Annotated in this window: 19 protein-coding genes and 1 other annotated feature; all 19 genes read right to left on the reverse strand. The window is 37.6% G+C overall.

Going from position 1 to position 15,933, the window contains the following annotated elements; all coding sequences use genetic code 11:
• Positions 1–54: 54 nt before the first annotated feature.
• Positions 55–318: a preprotein translocase subunit YajC gene (yajC, locus tag ACE1TG_RS01320; RefSeq protein ID WP_375050549.1), complete on the reverse strand. Its 264-nt coding sequence runs from the start codon at positions 316–318 to the stop codon at positions 55–57.
• An 18-nt stretch (positions 319–336) separates the two neighbouring features.
• Complete coding sequence (gene tgt, locus ACE1TG_RS01325) at positions 337–1,476, reverse strand: tRNA guanosine(34) transglycosylase Tgt (RefSeq protein WP_375050550.1); 1,140 nt, start codon at positions 1,474–1,476, stop codon at positions 337–339.
• Positions 1,477–1,491: 15 nt separating this feature from the next.
• On the reverse strand, positions 1,492–2,520 hold the full coding sequence (queA, locus tag ACE1TG_RS01330) for a tRNA preQ1(34) S-adenosylmethionine ribosyltransferase-isomerase QueA (RefSeq protein ID WP_375050551.1): 1,029 nt from the start codon (positions 2,518–2,520) through the stop codon (positions 1,492–1,494).
• A 19-nt stretch (positions 2,521–2,539) separates the two neighbouring features.
• Entirely contained in the window at positions 2,540–2,740 is a 201-nt protein-coding gene (locus ACE1TG_RS01335) for a DUF2905 domain-containing protein (RefSeq protein ID WP_375050552.1), read from the reverse strand.
• A complete protein-coding gene (gene ruvB, locus ACE1TG_RS01340; protein ID WP_375050553.1) occupies positions 2,737–3,738 on the reverse strand; it encodes a Holliday junction branch migration DNA helicase RuvB in 1,002 nt (333 codons plus the stop codon). Before ruvB ends, ACE1TG_RS01335 begins: the two co-directional genes overlap by 4 nt.
• Positions 3,739–3,752: 14 nt before the next feature.
• Entirely contained in the window at positions 3,753–4,358 is a 606-nt protein-coding gene (gene ruvA, locus ACE1TG_RS01345; protein WP_375050554.1) for a Holliday junction branch migration protein RuvA, read from the reverse strand.
• Positions 4,359–4,462: 104 nt separating this feature from the next.
• A complete protein-coding gene (locus ACE1TG_RS01350; protein ID WP_375050555.1) occupies positions 4,463–5,194 on the reverse strand; it encodes a YebC/PmpR family DNA-binding transcriptional regulator in 732 nt (243 codons plus the stop codon).
• Between the two features lie 480 nt (positions 5,195–5,674).
• Positions 5,675–6,223, reverse strand: a complete 549-nt coding sequence (locus ACE1TG_RS01355) for a YhcN/YlaJ family sporulation lipoprotein (RefSeq protein ID WP_375050556.1) — start codon at positions 6,221–6,223, stop codon at positions 5,675–5,677.
• A gap of 68 nt (positions 6,224–6,291) precedes the next feature.
• Positions 6,292–7,035: an NAD(+) synthase gene (gene nadE, locus ACE1TG_RS01360; RefSeq protein WP_375050557.1), complete on the reverse strand. Its 744-nt coding sequence runs from the start codon at positions 7,033–7,035 to the stop codon at positions 6,292–6,294.
• Positions 7,036–7,067: 32 nt separating this feature from the next.
• Positions 7,068–8,003 carry a phosphotransferase gene (locus ACE1TG_RS01365; RefSeq protein WP_375050558.1) on the reverse strand — a complete coding sequence of 312 codons (936 nt, stop codon included), beginning with the start codon at positions 8,001–8,003 and terminating at the stop codon, positions 7,068–7,070.
• 19 nt (positions 8,004–8,022) lie between these two features.
• The gene (safA, locus tag ACE1TG_RS01370; protein WP_375050559.1) at positions 8,023–9,087 is read right to left on the reverse strand and encodes a SafA/ExsA family spore coat assembly protein; all 1,065 of its coding nucleotides are present in this window, start codon (positions 9,085–9,087) and stop codon (positions 8,023–8,025) included.
• A gap of 786 nt (positions 9,088–9,873) precedes the next feature.
• Positions 9,874–10,725, reverse strand: a complete 852-nt coding sequence (gene pheA / locus ACE1TG_RS01375; RefSeq protein WP_375050560.1) for a prephenate dehydratase — start codon at positions 10,723–10,725, stop codon at positions 9,874–9,876.
• 43 nt (positions 10,726–10,768) lie between these two features.
• On the reverse strand, positions 10,769–12,049 hold the full coding sequence (gene obgE, locus ACE1TG_RS01380; protein WP_375050561.1) for a GTPase ObgE: 1,281 nt from the start codon (positions 12,047–12,049) through the stop codon (positions 10,769–10,771).
• 14 nt (positions 12,050–12,063) lie between these two features.
• A complete protein-coding gene (locus ACE1TG_RS01385; protein WP_375050562.1) occupies positions 12,064–12,591 on the reverse strand; it encodes a Spo0B domain-containing protein in 528 nt (175 codons plus the stop codon).
• Between the two features lie 469 nt (positions 12,592–13,060).
• Entirely contained in the window at positions 13,061–13,351 is a 291-nt protein-coding gene (gene rpmA / locus ACE1TG_RS01390; RefSeq protein ID WP_209479285.1) for a 50S ribosomal protein L27, read from the reverse strand.
• 14 nt (positions 13,352–13,365) lie between these two features.
• Positions 13,366–13,695: a ribosomal-processing cysteine protease Prp gene (locus tag ACE1TG_RS01395; protein ID WP_375050563.1), complete on the reverse strand. Its 330-nt coding sequence runs from the start codon at positions 13,693–13,695 to the stop codon at positions 13,366–13,368.
• A gap of 12 nt (positions 13,696–13,707) precedes the next feature.
• Complete coding sequence (rplU, locus tag ACE1TG_RS01400; RefSeq protein ID WP_375050564.1) at positions 13,708–14,016, reverse strand: 50S ribosomal protein L21; 309 nt, start codon at positions 14,014–14,016, stop codon at positions 13,708–13,710.
• 14 nt (positions 14,017–14,030) lie between these two features.
• Positions 14,031–14,106: a sequence feature (ribosomal protein L21 leader region), on the reverse strand.
• Between the two features lie 69 nt (positions 14,107–14,175).
• Positions 14,176–15,042, reverse strand: a complete 867-nt coding sequence (locus tag ACE1TG_RS01405; protein WP_375050565.1) for a site-2 protease family protein — start codon at positions 15,040–15,042, stop codon at positions 14,176–14,178.
• Positions 15,029–15,796, reverse strand: coding sequence for a peptidoglycan DD-metalloendopeptidase family protein (locus ACE1TG_RS01410; RefSeq protein ID WP_375050566.1), 768 nt, complete (start codon positions 15,794–15,796; stop codon positions 15,029–15,031). Before ACE1TG_RS01410 ends, ACE1TG_RS01405 begins: the two co-directional genes overlap by 14 nt.
• Between the last annotated feature and the right edge of the window lie 137 nt (positions 15,797–15,933).

Raw genomic sequence — 15,933 nt, forward strand, 5'->3', positions numbered from 1 at the left:
CAGCTTCTTTTATGTCCTTTATGTATAATCATAAAGTATCAGTGCGGCAATTTATTATTGTTCGCTTTTTACTTCGCGAATGGCTGTACGATCATAAGTAAGTTTAATACCATCACCTGATTGAATAATAACGGTGCTCTCATCGATAGCATGAACAACACCATGAAAGCCACCAATTGTTATTACTGCATCTCCTTTTTGAAGATCAGATTGCATTTGTTTAACCTGCTTTTGTCGCTTTTGTTGTGGACGAATAAGCAAGAAATAAAAAATAACAAACATTAGAATAATTGGTGCTAAAGATAGTAACGTATTCATTATAGATTCCCTCCCTTACTAAAAGTTTTTTGCATTCGGTTGATTCAAACCATATTGTTCAAAGAATGCTTCTTTAAAATCACCAAGACGATCATCACTAATAGCTGCTCGTACTTGCTCCATTAATTTTAACAGAAAATAGAGATTATGGTAAGTAGTAAGTCTGAATCCGAACGTTTCATTACATTTAACCAAGTGTCGGATATATGCTCGTGAATAATTTTTACAAACATGACAATCGCAATTCTCATCGATTGGACTAAAGTCCCGTGCATATTTAGCATTTCTTACGACAAGTCTCCCGTTGGAGGTCATACATGTTCCATTTCGGGCAATACGTGTTGGCAGTACACAATCAAACATATCAATCCCTCTGATGGCACCGTCAATTAAGGAGTCAGGTGATCCTACGCCCATTAAATACCGTGGCTTATTGCTAGGCAAAAGTGGTGTCGTAAATTCCAGAACGCGATTCATAACATCTTTGGGTTCACCAACAGAAAGTCCGCCAATAGCATATCCAGGAAAGTCCATCGACGTTAAATCAGCTGCACTCTGCTTACGCAATGCTTCATACTCTCCGCCCTGGATAATTCCGAATAAACCTTGGTCAGAAGGGCGCTGATGTGAATTCAAACAGCGCTCAGCCCAACGTGACGTTCGTTCAACCGAGGCTTTCATATAATCCTCTGTTGCAGGGTATGGCGGGCATTCATCAAATGCCATCATAATGTCCGAGCCAAGTGCATTCTGGATCTCCATTGCTTTTTCTGGTGACAGAAAAAGCTTCTCTCCACTCAAATGGCTTCGAAAATGTACGCCTTCCTCTTTAATATCGCGCATTTTACTTAAACTAAAAACCTGGAATCCGCCTGAATCGGTTAATATCGCCCCATCCCAATTCATGAATTTATGAAGACCACCAGCTTCTTTAATAATATCTTCACCAGGTCTTAGCCATAGATGATATGTATTAGATAGAATAATATTTGCATTCATTTGCTTTAGTTCTTCAGGACTCATGGTTTTTACTGTAGCCAATGTACCTACTGGCATAAATGTAGGTGTATCAAAAGATCCATGCGGTGTGTGTACTTTCCCGAGTCTTGCACCTGTCTGTTTACATGTTTTAATATGTTCATACGTAACTGCTGTCATTGTATTCGTTCCTTTTTATAAGATTAACATCGCATCACCGAAACTGAAAAATCGATACTTTTCCTTAACAGCTTCATTATATGCATTTAGAATGCTCTCCCGATCAGCGAGTGCGCTTACCATCATAATCAGAGTTGATTTAGGTAAATGAAAATTGGTGATTAGTCCGTCAATTGCCTGAAATTGATATGGGGGATAAATAAATATATCAGTCCAGCCACTTGATTCAGCAAATTGTCCGTTATTATCTCTGGCAATTGTTTCAAGAGTTCTTGTAGAAGTTGTACCAACGGAAATAATTCTTCCACCCGATTGTTTAACCTCCGTTAACGTATCTGCAGTCTCTTTTGTCATGTGATAAAACTCAGCATGCATTGTGTGGTCATCAATATTATCTACACTGACCGGACGAAATGTACCCAGTCCAACATGTAATGTAATAAACGTAATCGTTACACCCATTTCTCTCAACTCGTCCAACAGATAATTTGTAAAGTGTAATCCTGCAGTAGGGGCGGCAGCTGATCCTTCTTCTTTTGCATATACGGTCTGGTATCGTTCTTTTTCAGATAGCTCTTTTTTGATATATGGAGGCAATGGCATTTCACCTAGCTCATCGAGAACTTCGTAAAAAATACCCTCATATGAAAAATGAAAAATACGCCCGCCATGATCCTTAAGTGCCGTGCATGTGGCGCGAAGTTTACCATCACCAAATACGAGAGTTGTCCCCACTTTAATCTTTTTTGCTGGTTTTGCCAGTACTTCCCACTCATCCCTTTCTTGCTGATGGAGGAGCAGCACCTCTATTTTGGCACCAGTATCTTCCTTCACCCCATAAAGCCTCGCAGGCAAAACTCGTGTGTCGTTTAATACAAGACAATCACCTTTCTTAAGGTAACGTTTGATATCGGTAAAATTCTTATGTTCAATTTCTTTTGTCTCCCGATTTAAAACTAACAACCGGGATGATGCACGGTCCTTTAGTGGTGTTTGTGCAATTAATTCTTCCGGTAAATTAAAATCAAAATCCTCTATGTTCATGATGCTCTCCTTACTCCGTCTAACGAAATTTTCCCATGATATAAAAAATAAGCGTCAAAATGATACTTACCACAATAGATGTCATGATTGGAAAATGAAAAGAAAAATTTCCTTTCTTAAAACTAATATCACCAGGAAGCCTGCCGATAAATGTCCAAATTAATCCAATCACTACAAATACAATTCCAAGAATAATAAATAATTTCCCTGCATTCATCATGCATCATTCCTTGCTATTCCAAAGTGCTGGTAAGCTTTTGGGGTTACAAGCCTCCCCCTTGGTGTACGCTGTATAAAACCAATTTGCAGCAGATACGGTTCATACACATCTTCAATTGTTTGAGATTCTTCTCCAACTGTTGCAGCAATCGTGTCCAATCCAACTGGGCCACCCTGAAATCCATCTATAATACCTTTAAGTAATTTATGATCTATATGGTCTAACCCAGCATCATCCACCTGCAGCATTTCCAGTGCAAGGTCAGTCGTTTTTAAACTGATTTCCTGTTCACCCTTCACCTGTGAGATATCGCGAATTCGTTTTAGTAACCGATTTGCGATTCTTGGTGTCCCTCTTGATCTCCGCGCAATTTCTCCAGCTGCTTCCTTGGTTATTGTCGTTTCAAATATATCCGCAGTTCGTTCGACAATTGCACATAAATCTTTAGCCTCGTAAAATTCCAACCGACTAAGGACACCAAACCTATCCCGAAGTGGTGCAGATAATAGACCGGCACGTGTTGTTGCACCTACAAGCGTGAATGGCGGCAAGTCAATTCTAACTGATCGCGCACTAGGACCTGTACCAATTACGATATCGAGAAAGAAGTCTTCCATTGCAGGGTACAGCACTTCTTCAACAGCTCGTGGCAGCCGGTGCACCTCATCGATAAAAAGCACATCACCAGGTTCGAGTGATGACAGAATAGCTGCCAAATCCCCAGCACGTTCAATCGCAGGACCAGAAGTGGATCGGAACTGTACGCCCATTTCATTTGCTATAATTGCTGCCAAGGTCGTCTTACCAAGTCCCGGCGGTCCATATAACAGTACATGATCAAGCGGTTCTTCGCGCATTCTTGCTGCCTGAATAAAAATACTCAAGTTTTCTTTAACTTTTTGTTGACCGATATACTGGTTTATTCTTGTAGGGCGGAGACTTAGCTCAACAGTAGAATCCTCGTTTTGTAATTCACCTGTGACCATTCGCTCATCCATATTATCCCCCCTTGTTAATTTTTCATTAGTAATGCAAGCGCTTTTCGAATAATGTCATCTGTGTTCCCACTATTTTCTGATTGCAATTGTGGAACGACAGCTTTAATTTCACGTTCTGTGTACCCTAACGATTTCAATGCCTCCTGAGCTTCATTTATACTATCACTTGTTCTTTGGTTACTTGTATCTACTATTTCATGTTCACCAGATACGGAAACCATGGAGGTTAGTTTACCTTTTAAGTCAAGAATAATTTGCCTGGCTGTTTTTTTGCCTACTCCAGGAAAACTTGTCAGAAATTTGTCATCCTCTCGCTCAATAGCTCCAACAAAACCTGCTACATCAACACTTCCTAGAACTGCCAACGCACCTTTTGGTCCAATTCCTGAAACGGAAATAAGCTTTGTGAACAGATACTTTTCATCTTCATTTTTAAATCCATATAATACCTGTGTATCTTCTCGCACATAATGGTAAGTATTTATCGTTAACTCATTATTTAATTCAGACTGAAATAAAAAAGGGTTAGCACAAATAATTTCATACCCAACTCCTTGTACGTCCACAATTACTGCGTCTTCTTGAATCGTTGATAATGTCCCTTTTATGTATGCAATCATTCGACCTTCTCCTTTACATTCCTGCACCTATTCTAACATAAGTATACACATAAGGAAGAAAAAACTCCCATTCTCATAACGCAAGAATAGAAGTTTTATTACCCTTATTCAGAATCCTCTAAATTGTGGTGGATATCTTGAACATCTTCATTTTCCTCAAGCATCTCAATCAGATTCAGCATATTTTTCTCATCATCTTCAGAAGGAGAACTATATGTTTGTGGAATAAAGGTGATTTCTGAACTCTCCAATTGATATCCATTTTCACGTAAATGTTCACACACGTCCTTAAAATTCTCTGGTGATGTCATTATTTCATATGCGCCCTCTTCTGTGATGATATCGTCTGCACCTGCTTCAATGGCCTCCAATGTGATTTCTTCTTCATCAATTGTTCCGTCCTCATTTGTAATAACAATATATCCTTTTCGATCAAACATAAAGGAAACACTTCCATTTTCACCCAGATTCCCATTATTTTTCTTAAAAGCATGCCTTATTTCAGAAGCGGTTCTATTTTTATTATCCGTTAAAATATTAACAATAACTGCAACACCACCTGGTCCATACCCTTCGTACGTTATCTCCTCAAAGCTTGCTCCATCCAAAGCTCCCGTAGCTTTCTTAATCGCTCGTTCAATATTTTCGTTCGGCATGTTATCTGACTTAGCCTTGTCAACTGCCATTCTTAGGGAGGCATTCATTTCCGGGTCTCCTCCACCTTGTTTGGCTGCCGTATAAATTTCTTTAGCATGGTGCATAAATACTTTCCCTTTTTTAGCATCTTGTGCATTTTTTCTCTTTTGAATATTCTTCCATTTAGAATGACCAGCCATAGGACATTCTCCTCTCTGTATATTTCCCTTTTTAACTATACCAAAAATAGCTGAATCATTAAAGTGCTGGTTCTACTGTTATAATCGAATTCCGGATAAAAAAAGTGTCACTTAAAACAAAATATATTTCTAAAACAATGCCACCTATACGGGATGGGAATCGATATTAGTAAAAAGAGGGATTAGAATACCTGTTTTTTCACCACAGCAAGAATGTATTTCTCAACTGCTAAAGAGCGCAAGCACCTATTCAGGCGCCGTATGGACTGTGCTCAGCGCTGCGGATAGGTAGACGTTGACGCGCAAAGCGGCGGTCTTAGTCGATCTTCCTTTTCCCTGAGATTAGATGAACTTGATTTATCGCCAATGATGGCGAAAGTCAAGATGAATCTTATGCTTGGAAAACGAAAAGGATACACGAGCACTTAAATTTTATAATTTCCTTTACAAAAATAAAAAGCCTTTGCATTCGCAAAGACTTTAATCTCTTGTAGTGTTAAAAAATTCATTGAGAAATTCGTTCATATCACCATTGAGTTGGTCCAGCCTTGAATCTTTATTTCGCATACGATCCCAGTAGATGTCATCCGTATATACTTCAACTTCCCTGTTTGGCACCATTTCATGAACTTCCTTTTTCAGTATCTCTCTCATGTTTGAAGGAGAGCTTGGGCTTATTATGACTCCAACAATTACTTTATTACCAGATACAGCAACCTGGGCTTGAATAACTTCCTTTCGTTCTTTTAATTTTTTTGCTATTGAAATAGATGTCTGATTCGTATATTTATCACTTTGGGCGTTAGCGTCACCATCATTCATCTCAGTTTGTTCACTTTGAGGATATCCGCCTTTTTCGCCAAGATTTTGTTCTTTATTACCGGTTCGTTCTTTTTGCTCTTCTTTTGTTTCATAATTAATCGGCTGTGAATTCATATTTTCAGGATTATTTTGCGTTTCTTCTTCTGTCCCACACCCAACTAAAGCAATACTAATGACTGAAATTATTGTTACCCTTTTTATCCACATAAAAAAACCTCCCTTACCATTAGATTGTATAAGAGAGTTTTTTTTAAACAGTTAAATAAAGGGAATTACTATTTTGAAATATTGAATTGTTTTACAGGATTCCGCTTATGTGCAGTGCGTCTGTGCATTCTTTCAATAACTTCTTTATCCGCTTCCGGAATTTTTTCACCTTTTAAATAGGCATCAATCTTATCATATGTTGTACCCATCTCAGCTTCATCTGTTTGTCCTTCCCAAAGTCCTGCACTTGGATCCTTATGAACAATTTCATCCGGTACACCTAAATAACTTGCCATTTCTCTTACTTCCTGTTTCGTAAATTCAACAATTGGTAAAATATCTACCCCACCATCACCATATTTTGTGAAATAACCTGTGTACCATTCTGCTGCGTTATCTGTTCCGACCACAAGATAATTATAATTAGCTGCAACCGCGTATAACGAACTCATGCGTAACCGTGCCCTAAGATTAGCTCCTGCAAGCTGGGCATTTTTCTCTTTGAATTCATTTTTCTGTTTTAATTGATTCTTAATATTTCCATACATTACCTGATGTGTTTCTGTCAAATCAACAGTAAGTTCATTTATTCCAGAGCTTTCAATTACTTTTTTTGCATGAACCATATCTTTAGGATTGCTATTTAATGGCATCATAACACCCAGTGAGTTATCAGGGAATGCTCGCTGAATCAGGTGCGCTACAACCGCTGAATCAAGACCACCGCTAACACCAACCATCAATCCATTTACCCCAGCTTCTTTTACGCGTTCCTGTAACCATTTCACTATTTCGTCTACTATTTTTTCCATCATATTCGCTCCTTTATCTGAAGTAAAAATATCTACATTGATTTTAGCATTAATTTAGCACTATTTAAAAAAGATTGTCTTTTCATCCAGTCCATCTCCAATTCAGTTAAATAATTATGAATGGAATTACCTGAAGTATGATATAAAAAGTGAATCCATTCCCTAAGAACATCACTAGGTATCAATATGGCCAATAACCAAGCTTTTATATATTTCTCCTCAACCATATTGTAAGAAAGTAACTTATTTAAATCCCAGTTTATATAAGGCAGAAAGCGTTGCCCTAACTGAATATAGTCGTATAGCTCTGGTGCACATAAAAGAAGATCAAAATCGATGATATATATGCCTTTTTGGCTACGAATAAAATTGTGTGAAGCGACATCTCCATGGATCCATTTACCATCGATTTTTGCTTGTCGCTCAATCCTGTCCCACGGGAATCCAGAAACAAACCGCAAATGAGTTTCTGTTGTTTGTACGATGTCCTCAAATAATGAATCAAAATGATATTCCCGAAAAATATGATCAGTCTCCTTGAATAACTGCAATCTTTTATACCACCGTAAGTAAAATGTATCTTTCTTTAAGGGATTTAATATATTTATCCCCTTCGCTTGCTCATGGAATATTTTCAACGTTTTCAGACTTTCCGTTCGGTCTTTTTCCACTAGATAGTTTAATTTCCTTCCCTTGACATATGGGGAAATTGTCCAATAGTGTGATCCATCATAAACAAATTTCTTTTGGTTTGGAAAGTATTCAAATGAAATTATATCAGGAGACTTTATCTGTTCAAAAAAATTCCATTGTTGCTCCATTCGATCCTTTTTATTATGTCTTTTTAAAATAAATGCTCTTCCGTTAAATGCTTTCAAATAAAAAACATTGCGATTAATTGTTGTCATGCTTCTCGTATTAAACTTTCCATCTTCAGATAAAAAAGAAGAGAGATGATCAAAATTCATCTCGTCTCCTCGAATAAATTTACTCACTTTTTGAATTGTCCTCATCTTCATCTTCTCGGAAATCAAACATCGAATTTTCTTCAAAGCCTGGTGGTGACGGATATGGCATATTATTATTAGCAGCATTTGCAAAATATGGTTGCGATTGTGGTGGCATATTTGGTGAATGAAATCCTTGTTGTGCTCCCATAGTCTGCGTTGGAACCTGTTTATCTAATGGGCTGTAATTATTCATATAGGGGTTCTGTGCTGGTTTTACCGGCATATCCATACTAGGTGAAGATTCAATTGATTCCATATTTCCATAATGGTACGGGTTATTCGTTGGCCCAAGCCCCTGATTTGGATATTGATTTGGGTACTGATTTGGGTACTGCATTGGACTTTGCATAGGCATTTGATTATATTGCGCTGGATTCACCATGGGCATTTGATTATCATACGCCGGATTGACCATCGGCATTTGATTATTTTGCATTGGACTTACCATCGGCATTTGATTACTTTGCATTGGACTTACCATAGGTTTCGGACCGCCGCATCCACAATCCTTCTTCCCCATTGCATTTGGAACTGCGTGGTGCATTGGAGGTGGTGGACAGAAACAATAGACTGGAATCATCGGCTGTTGCATTGGCATATATTGCATCTTTTCTGGTTTTTCCTCTGGACTCGGATATGGAGGCATCTCAGGAAAGTTAATAGTGGTATAGTTGTTCATTTCCTGTTCCATCGTTGGCATTTGCATCATAGGCTGCATTATCGGTTGCATTTTTGGCTGCATTGGCATTTTCGGTTGTACTTTTTTTGGCTTTTTCTCATCGTCTTCTTTAATCACTGGTATTGGCTTTGGAGATGTGTCTTTGTACGGTTGCTGTGTTTTCGGCTTTTGAGTTTCTTTCATCTGCATTGTTTCTTTTTTAACTGGCTTTGATGTACTGGGTATTTTAATTTTCATACCAGGCATTATCATATCAGGGCTGGATAATTGAGGATTCAGCTGTTTTAACTGGTTGAAATCTACACCATAGTTTTTAGCTATTTCCCATAATGTATCGCCCTTTTGTACAATGTGAATTTTCAAATCAAACCATACTCCCTTCGTTTCAATTTAAAACTGGGCAAATCACTCATTAACAACATATGCAATGAAATTGTAAAAGTTGAAATAAATTTTTTAGAAGACTTGACCTATTATTACGGTTTAATAGCAAAAACCTTTGTTACCCTTATAATGGATACCAAAATTTTCATTTATCTAATTACAATAAATTAAGACTGACTTCTAATAGTAGTTGGTTCAGTCTTGGGAAAGAATGCTATTATTAACATACATTTCGGCTTTTTTGTTGAAAGAATTCTTATTTTAAAGGAATGAGGATCCACTTTGATTGTTTGGCGGATCCTCATTCCGTTATTTCCTTGAAAACCCTCTTTTTAGGCTTGGGTTTGAATCCTCATTCCGCTATTTGACTTTTCTGCCTCAAAAATTGGCTGATTTTCTGCTTTTAACGGAACGAGGATCCGTCTCACCCTTCCGAGAGCATCTTTTCTGCTATTTAGCGGAATGAGGATCCACTTTGATTGTTTGGCGGATCCCTTATTCCGAGTGAGAAAGCTTCAACATCTTATTGTATAATTCTGCCGATTTAACATTCATGCTATCCAGCAGAATACTTCATCGGCACGGCCCAGGATTATTTATAACGCTAAGGACTCTTCTTCCAGGGACTTCAGATACATACATTTCAATAGTCAACGTGTTCTACCTCCATTGCGCAGTCTAATCTACCTAAGCCATTAAACAAAACTTGCGAAAAAACCGAATTAAAAAACCGTTTACCCTATTTAAAAGGGTAAACGGCAAATATTAGATATTCATTTGATAAACTGGATAAGTACCTAAAACTGTTACATTACAGCCTAAAGCCTCCAATTCAGCCTGTACACTTGGAAAAAGTACGTCATCATATGGCTGATTCACATCTACAATAAAAAAATAATTTCCTAGGCCTGTCTTCATCGGTCTTGACTCTATTTTTGAAAGGTTCATTTTTCGCCAAGCAAACGCAGAAAGTACCTGATGAAGTGCACCAGCATAATCACTTGGCAATGTTATTAATAAACTGGTCTTTTCAGCTTGTTTATCATGTTTTATCTTAACGATGTCTTCATTTTTTGCCAACACTGCAAATCTTGTATGATTATTTGGGTAATCATGAATATTTTCCTGATAAATCCTTAAACCATATTCTTCCGCTGCCAGCTTATTACCAACAGCAGCAATGTTTTTATCACTTTTGCTAACTATTTCTGCAGCCTTTCCAGTAGAAGAGACATAATTCATTGTTGCTTCTGGCATGTTCTTATGAAGAAACTGGTGACACTGCGCAATTGCATGACTATGTGAATGAATTTCCTCCAAATTTGATAAGTCACCTGAGAAATTTGATGATACAAGTAAATGCTGTTGAATTGGTACTACAATTTCAGCAATAATTGGTAACCTCACCTGATGTACGAGATAATCAACTGTTAACTGTACTGTACCTTCAATGGCATTTTCCAGAGGCACTACACCAATTTCAATTCGATTTTCCTGAACAGCATCAATGCATTCTGGAATCGTATCAAAGCTGTGTTTATCTTCCCCATTAAATGCAGTATCCACTGCTAACTTTGTAAATGTTCCACGCGGTCCTAAATAACCTATTTTCACCATATTCTAATCCCCCTTGAATCGCCGATGCCATAATTTAAAATGCCTATTCAATAAATTCGAACTCAAAATCCATTATTCGAATGGTATCACCATCTTTAGCCCCACGTTTCCGTAAAGCATCATCTACACCCATTCCACGAATTTGTCTGGAAAAACGCTGAACCGCTTCATCCTTGGTGAAATCAGTCATTTTAAATAACTTTTCTATTTTAATACCTGATAACACATATGCACCATCAGAATCTCGCGTAATCGTAAATGGAGTTTCTTCTTTTTTATACCGGTAGACAACCTTTTCATCAACATCCTCTATCACATTCGAATGCTTCGGTATCTTATCTAATGTATCTGCAATTTCAAACAATATATCTCGCAATCCATCTTTCGTTAAGGCGGAGATAGAATGGACAGGATATTCATCTGTTAACTTTGCTTTAAATTCATGTAAATTTCCCTCGGCACCAGGCATATCCATCTTATTGGCTGCAATAATTTGTGGTCTGTCCATTAACTGTTTATCATATTCTGCTAATTCCTGGTTTATTTTCACGAAATCATCGTATGGATCTCTTCCTTCAAAACTGGACATATCAACCACATGTAAAATAACGCGAGTACGTTCGACATGACGCAAGAACTGATGACCTAACCCGATTCCTTCATGAGCACCTTCAATTAAACCAGGTAAATCTGCCATCACAAAACTTCGGTTATCTGCTGTATCAACGACTCCAAGGTTTGGTGCTAACGTTGTAAAGTGATAGTCAGCAATCTTAGGTTTAGCAGCACTAACCACTGACAACAATGTTGACTTCCCAACGCTTGGGAATCCCACTAACCCGACATCTGCAAGTAATTTTAATTCTACTTTAATATTACGTTCCTGCCCAGGCTCACCATTCTCTGCAATCTCTGGTGCAGGATTTCTTGGAGTAGCAAAACGGGAATTACCACGTCCGCCACGGCCACTTTTAGCAATCACAGCCTCTTGACCATGTGTGGTTAAATCGGCAATCACCTCTTTTGTATCCTCATCAACCACCGTTGTGCCAGGTGGGACAGCTATTACTAATGGATTCGCATTTTTACCATGCTGATTTTGGCTCATCCCATTCTCCCCGCGCTTTGCTTTAAAATGGCGGTTATACCGGAAATCCATTAACGTGTTAAGTCCTTCATCAACTTTGAAAACAACATCGCCGCCATTACCACCATCACCACCGGCTGGTCCACCTAAAGGTACATATTTTTCTCTCCGATATGCAACAAGGCCATTTCCCCCATCACCTGCTTTAACATATACACTAACCTGATCTACAAACATTATTGCTCACCTCATTAGCATGGGATGCTGATAGTACACACGATACCATACGGCTCCTGATGTACCTCTACCTTCTGACCCATACTTTCTATATTTTTCATTAATTTTTCAATACTAGGCAAATTACCATTAACAGTAAGTTTTAATTCTATCATAGATGAAGAAGATTCTTCATACATTTGTAAATGCACTTCATATAACTCTGTTTTATCAGACATATATTTAATCTGGCTCATCAGCTGATTAGTGCTGCTTTCCAGCACTTCATCTAGATGCTGTAAGTCATTATTATCTGTATGTATATGATATGTCAATCGGAAATTGGTATGTAGAGAATCAAATTGAATTAAAGATAATGCAAACAACGGAGCATTTAAATTAACAAGTTTCCGTTCCTCATCCAGCAGCTGCAAATATTCCGTTATCTTCGACTGCACTTTATCTGTTTTACCCATACTTAAATAGCCTTGAATAATCTGCAGATGGTTCAATAAATCATGGCGATTACGGCGCAGAACTTTTATAACATCTTTTTCTTCCATCTTTCTCTCCCCCAATACTAAATAAAGTATACCATTTAAGAGATTAGTTTGTCGCCAAATGGTGACAGCTACAGGTAGGCAATAAGAAAGTAATTACACTATCTTATGAAAATACCTCCATAGCTTGATTACCAATTCATTTTCATAATTGTAGGTGACTGCATGTTGCGGAGGGAGGGGGCTTTCATTGCTATAAAAGACTTAACGAGCGGACACAGGAGCTCTTATTTCACCTATATCATGGTTAATAGAAGGTGTTTGTGCCAAATAAGGTTCTGACACCATTTTCGTGGGTTACTTCCAAATAAGGTTCCTGGTGTCCGTAGAAACTTATATTTGTTAAAACACATCTCTAATTCGGCTACAGTATTTTCATGTAACGGTAGCTACACACTCGGCACCCATATTGGTTTCTGATCTGCCTAAAAAAACTCCAACCATAGAATTGGCTGGAGTTTTAAATCACCTATTAAGCTTCCTTGGCAACTGGATATACACTTACTTTTTTGCGGTCACGACCATAGCGTTCAAATTTAACGATACCATCGATTTTTGCAAATAAAGTGTCATCTCCGCCGCGGCCAACGTTAACACCAGGATAAATTTTTGTCCCGCGTTGACGGAATAAAATAGATCCACCAGTAACAACCTGGCCATCCGCACGTTTTGCACCAAGACGTTTTGATTCTGAATCACGACCGTTCTTAGTACTTCCAGCACCTTTTTTCTGAGAGAAAAACTGTAAATCTAGACGTAACATGTTGTTGCACCTCCTTATTTTCGTTGAATTGTAACAAACTTGCTATACTCACGTTCTATAGTTTCCAATGAAATAAGCATTCCTTCGAACAAGAGTTGAACTTTTTCCGAAACAGCCTTATCCATCTGACCAGGAACAGTTACACAAAGATAACCACCTTCATCTCCCTGTTCGATCTCAAGCTCTGCTTCAGACAGTTCCATAACTGCATTAACTGCACCAAATGATACAGCCGAAACACCTGCACAAACTAAATCATAGCCATATGGGCCACTATCTGCATGTCCGGATAATTCAAACATAGTAATTTGATTATTATTTCGATATACAGTTACATTAATCATAGGCCAAAACCTTTATGCATTAATTTTATCAATAACTAATTTTGTGTATGGCTGACGATGACCTTGTTTACGATGATAGTTTTTCTTTGGCTTATATTTAAAAACAGTTATCTTTTTCTGACGTCCGTGTTTCTCAACTTTTGCCGTTACTGTTGCACCGCTCACATATGGTGCACCTACTTTAACATCATCTCCACCTACGAAAAGAACATTTTCAAAAGTAACAGATTCGTTTGCGTCTGCTTCTACTTTTTCAACATAAATTTCTTGTCCTTCTTCAACTTTTACTTGTTTACCGCCTGTTTCAATAATTGCGTACATATCTTGCACCTCCCTAATTAACTAAGACTCGCCATCACAGGTACCCGACACTTCAAGTTTATAACCTATTCTGCGCGGTTGTAGCACTGGTGCTACGATGTTTAACGTATTGATGTTATCATGTTTAAGAAACATTTGTCAAGCTGACTTGTTAGAAAATCATCCTGACAGATAACCTGTAATTTCTCCGATCGGCTTACTGTAGTTCCTTTCATGAAAATAGCTGTGCAAACAATCCATTTCATCTATCGTTTCACGAATATCTCCAGGAAATGTCACATATATAGGATGTCTCTTTTCCCGATGAAAATTACTGAAAATATCCATTAAAAAACTATCATGGGAAACTTCCATTGGGTGAACACCTTTTATATATGTCTCACCTTGATAACGCCTAAGCAAAAAACGAATAAATACATAATAACGCTGTTTCCAGTCTGACCTGTTCTCCATAAGCAAAAATAAAAATAGAATAAAGGCACTCAATGTAAAAGGTATGAAAAGTAATTGCACGATTAAAAATAAACTGCAAGTACATATTGAAAAAATAATAACATAATCATATGCCTTACGATAAGGTAATAATGTTGAAAGTATCTGGAATATTAGCTTACCACCATCTAATGGCCATATTGGTAATAAATTAAATAGTAGTATTGCACTATTATAAAAGAATGCCAACTCAATAATCGAAGATGGTACGATACTATTTGCAGACAAAAGTAATAGTAGCATATAGATAAATAAATGCTGAATTGGCCCTGCAATAGTAACCAGAACTTCCTCTACCAAGGGCTTTGTTCCATTCTCATCGGTATCCATTACACCACCAAAAACCCATAGCATAATACCTCTAATACGCCACTTAAACACTTTAGCCATTGTAAAATGGCCAAGTTCATGAAATAATACGATTCCTAATATAACCATCAACTCTATGAATGTACCAGTCAAAAATGAAACAATAATAAATATAAATAATATTGGATGAATGTGGATTACAGGAAATAAGTTACGGAGAGTCATCAACTTTAATCACCTGTACAGGATCCACATATTCATTTTCTTTTTCAATAGCGAAATAAACCATATCATTCTCAGTAGATGGCTCAATTTTTCCTAACATTTGATTTTTATCTACAAACTGATACAAGTGAACATCAATCGAACTTAAATAGCCATATACTGTTTTACTGCTATCGGCATGTTGGACAATTACTGTTTTATTAGTCTCTGTATCATTTCCTGCAAAAATAACTACTCCTCCTCGCAGAGATGATACATTCGATGCTTTTTCTGGTGCTATCATAATCCCAGTCCCATTTGCTTGAAAGGATTCCGAGACACTTCCAGAAACTGGTAAAGCAAGAGACTTTTCTTCATCTTCGTCTTGATCCTTACTTGGTGTCAATGCCATAGGTGCTCCGAAGGTTTCCTGATACCATTGATTTACACTAGCAAATGGAAATTCTTCTGTTAAAGCATTGCCTGTCCACTTTTTGGGACCTGTTAATAACTCTGCATCAGTTTGGAATAGCAGGGCTGTACCCAAAAATAGCATTACGGAAAGAATTCCCTTCACAGCAAATCCGGAAATACGCTGACTGGTATTTTTTGATGTACCAGTGTTGTCGGTGAAAATAGGGAAATAACCATGTTTCTCTTCTTCTTGTGGAAAGGAAGGCAAATATGGCTTTGAATGTGTATCTCTTGGATTTAAGCCTCGCATTTTTTTCCGTTGATTAATTGATTTTCTTACTTTTTTAATCCCTTTATCCATTATCCTCACAACCCTCACATGCTTTTGTACAAGTCTATGTGCAAAAAGCGAAAGTTATGTTAAGAATAATAGTGTGATGACGTAGTAGGAACACATCAAGTAGTCAAATAGCTTAAAGCCTTTGTTGAACGTATGCA

Source organism: Virgibacillus sp. JSM 102003 (genome assembly GCF_041949995.1).
In the GTDB taxonomy this organism is placed as follows: domain Bacteria; phylum Bacillota; class Bacilli; order Bacillales; family Amphibacillaceae; genus Lentibacillus.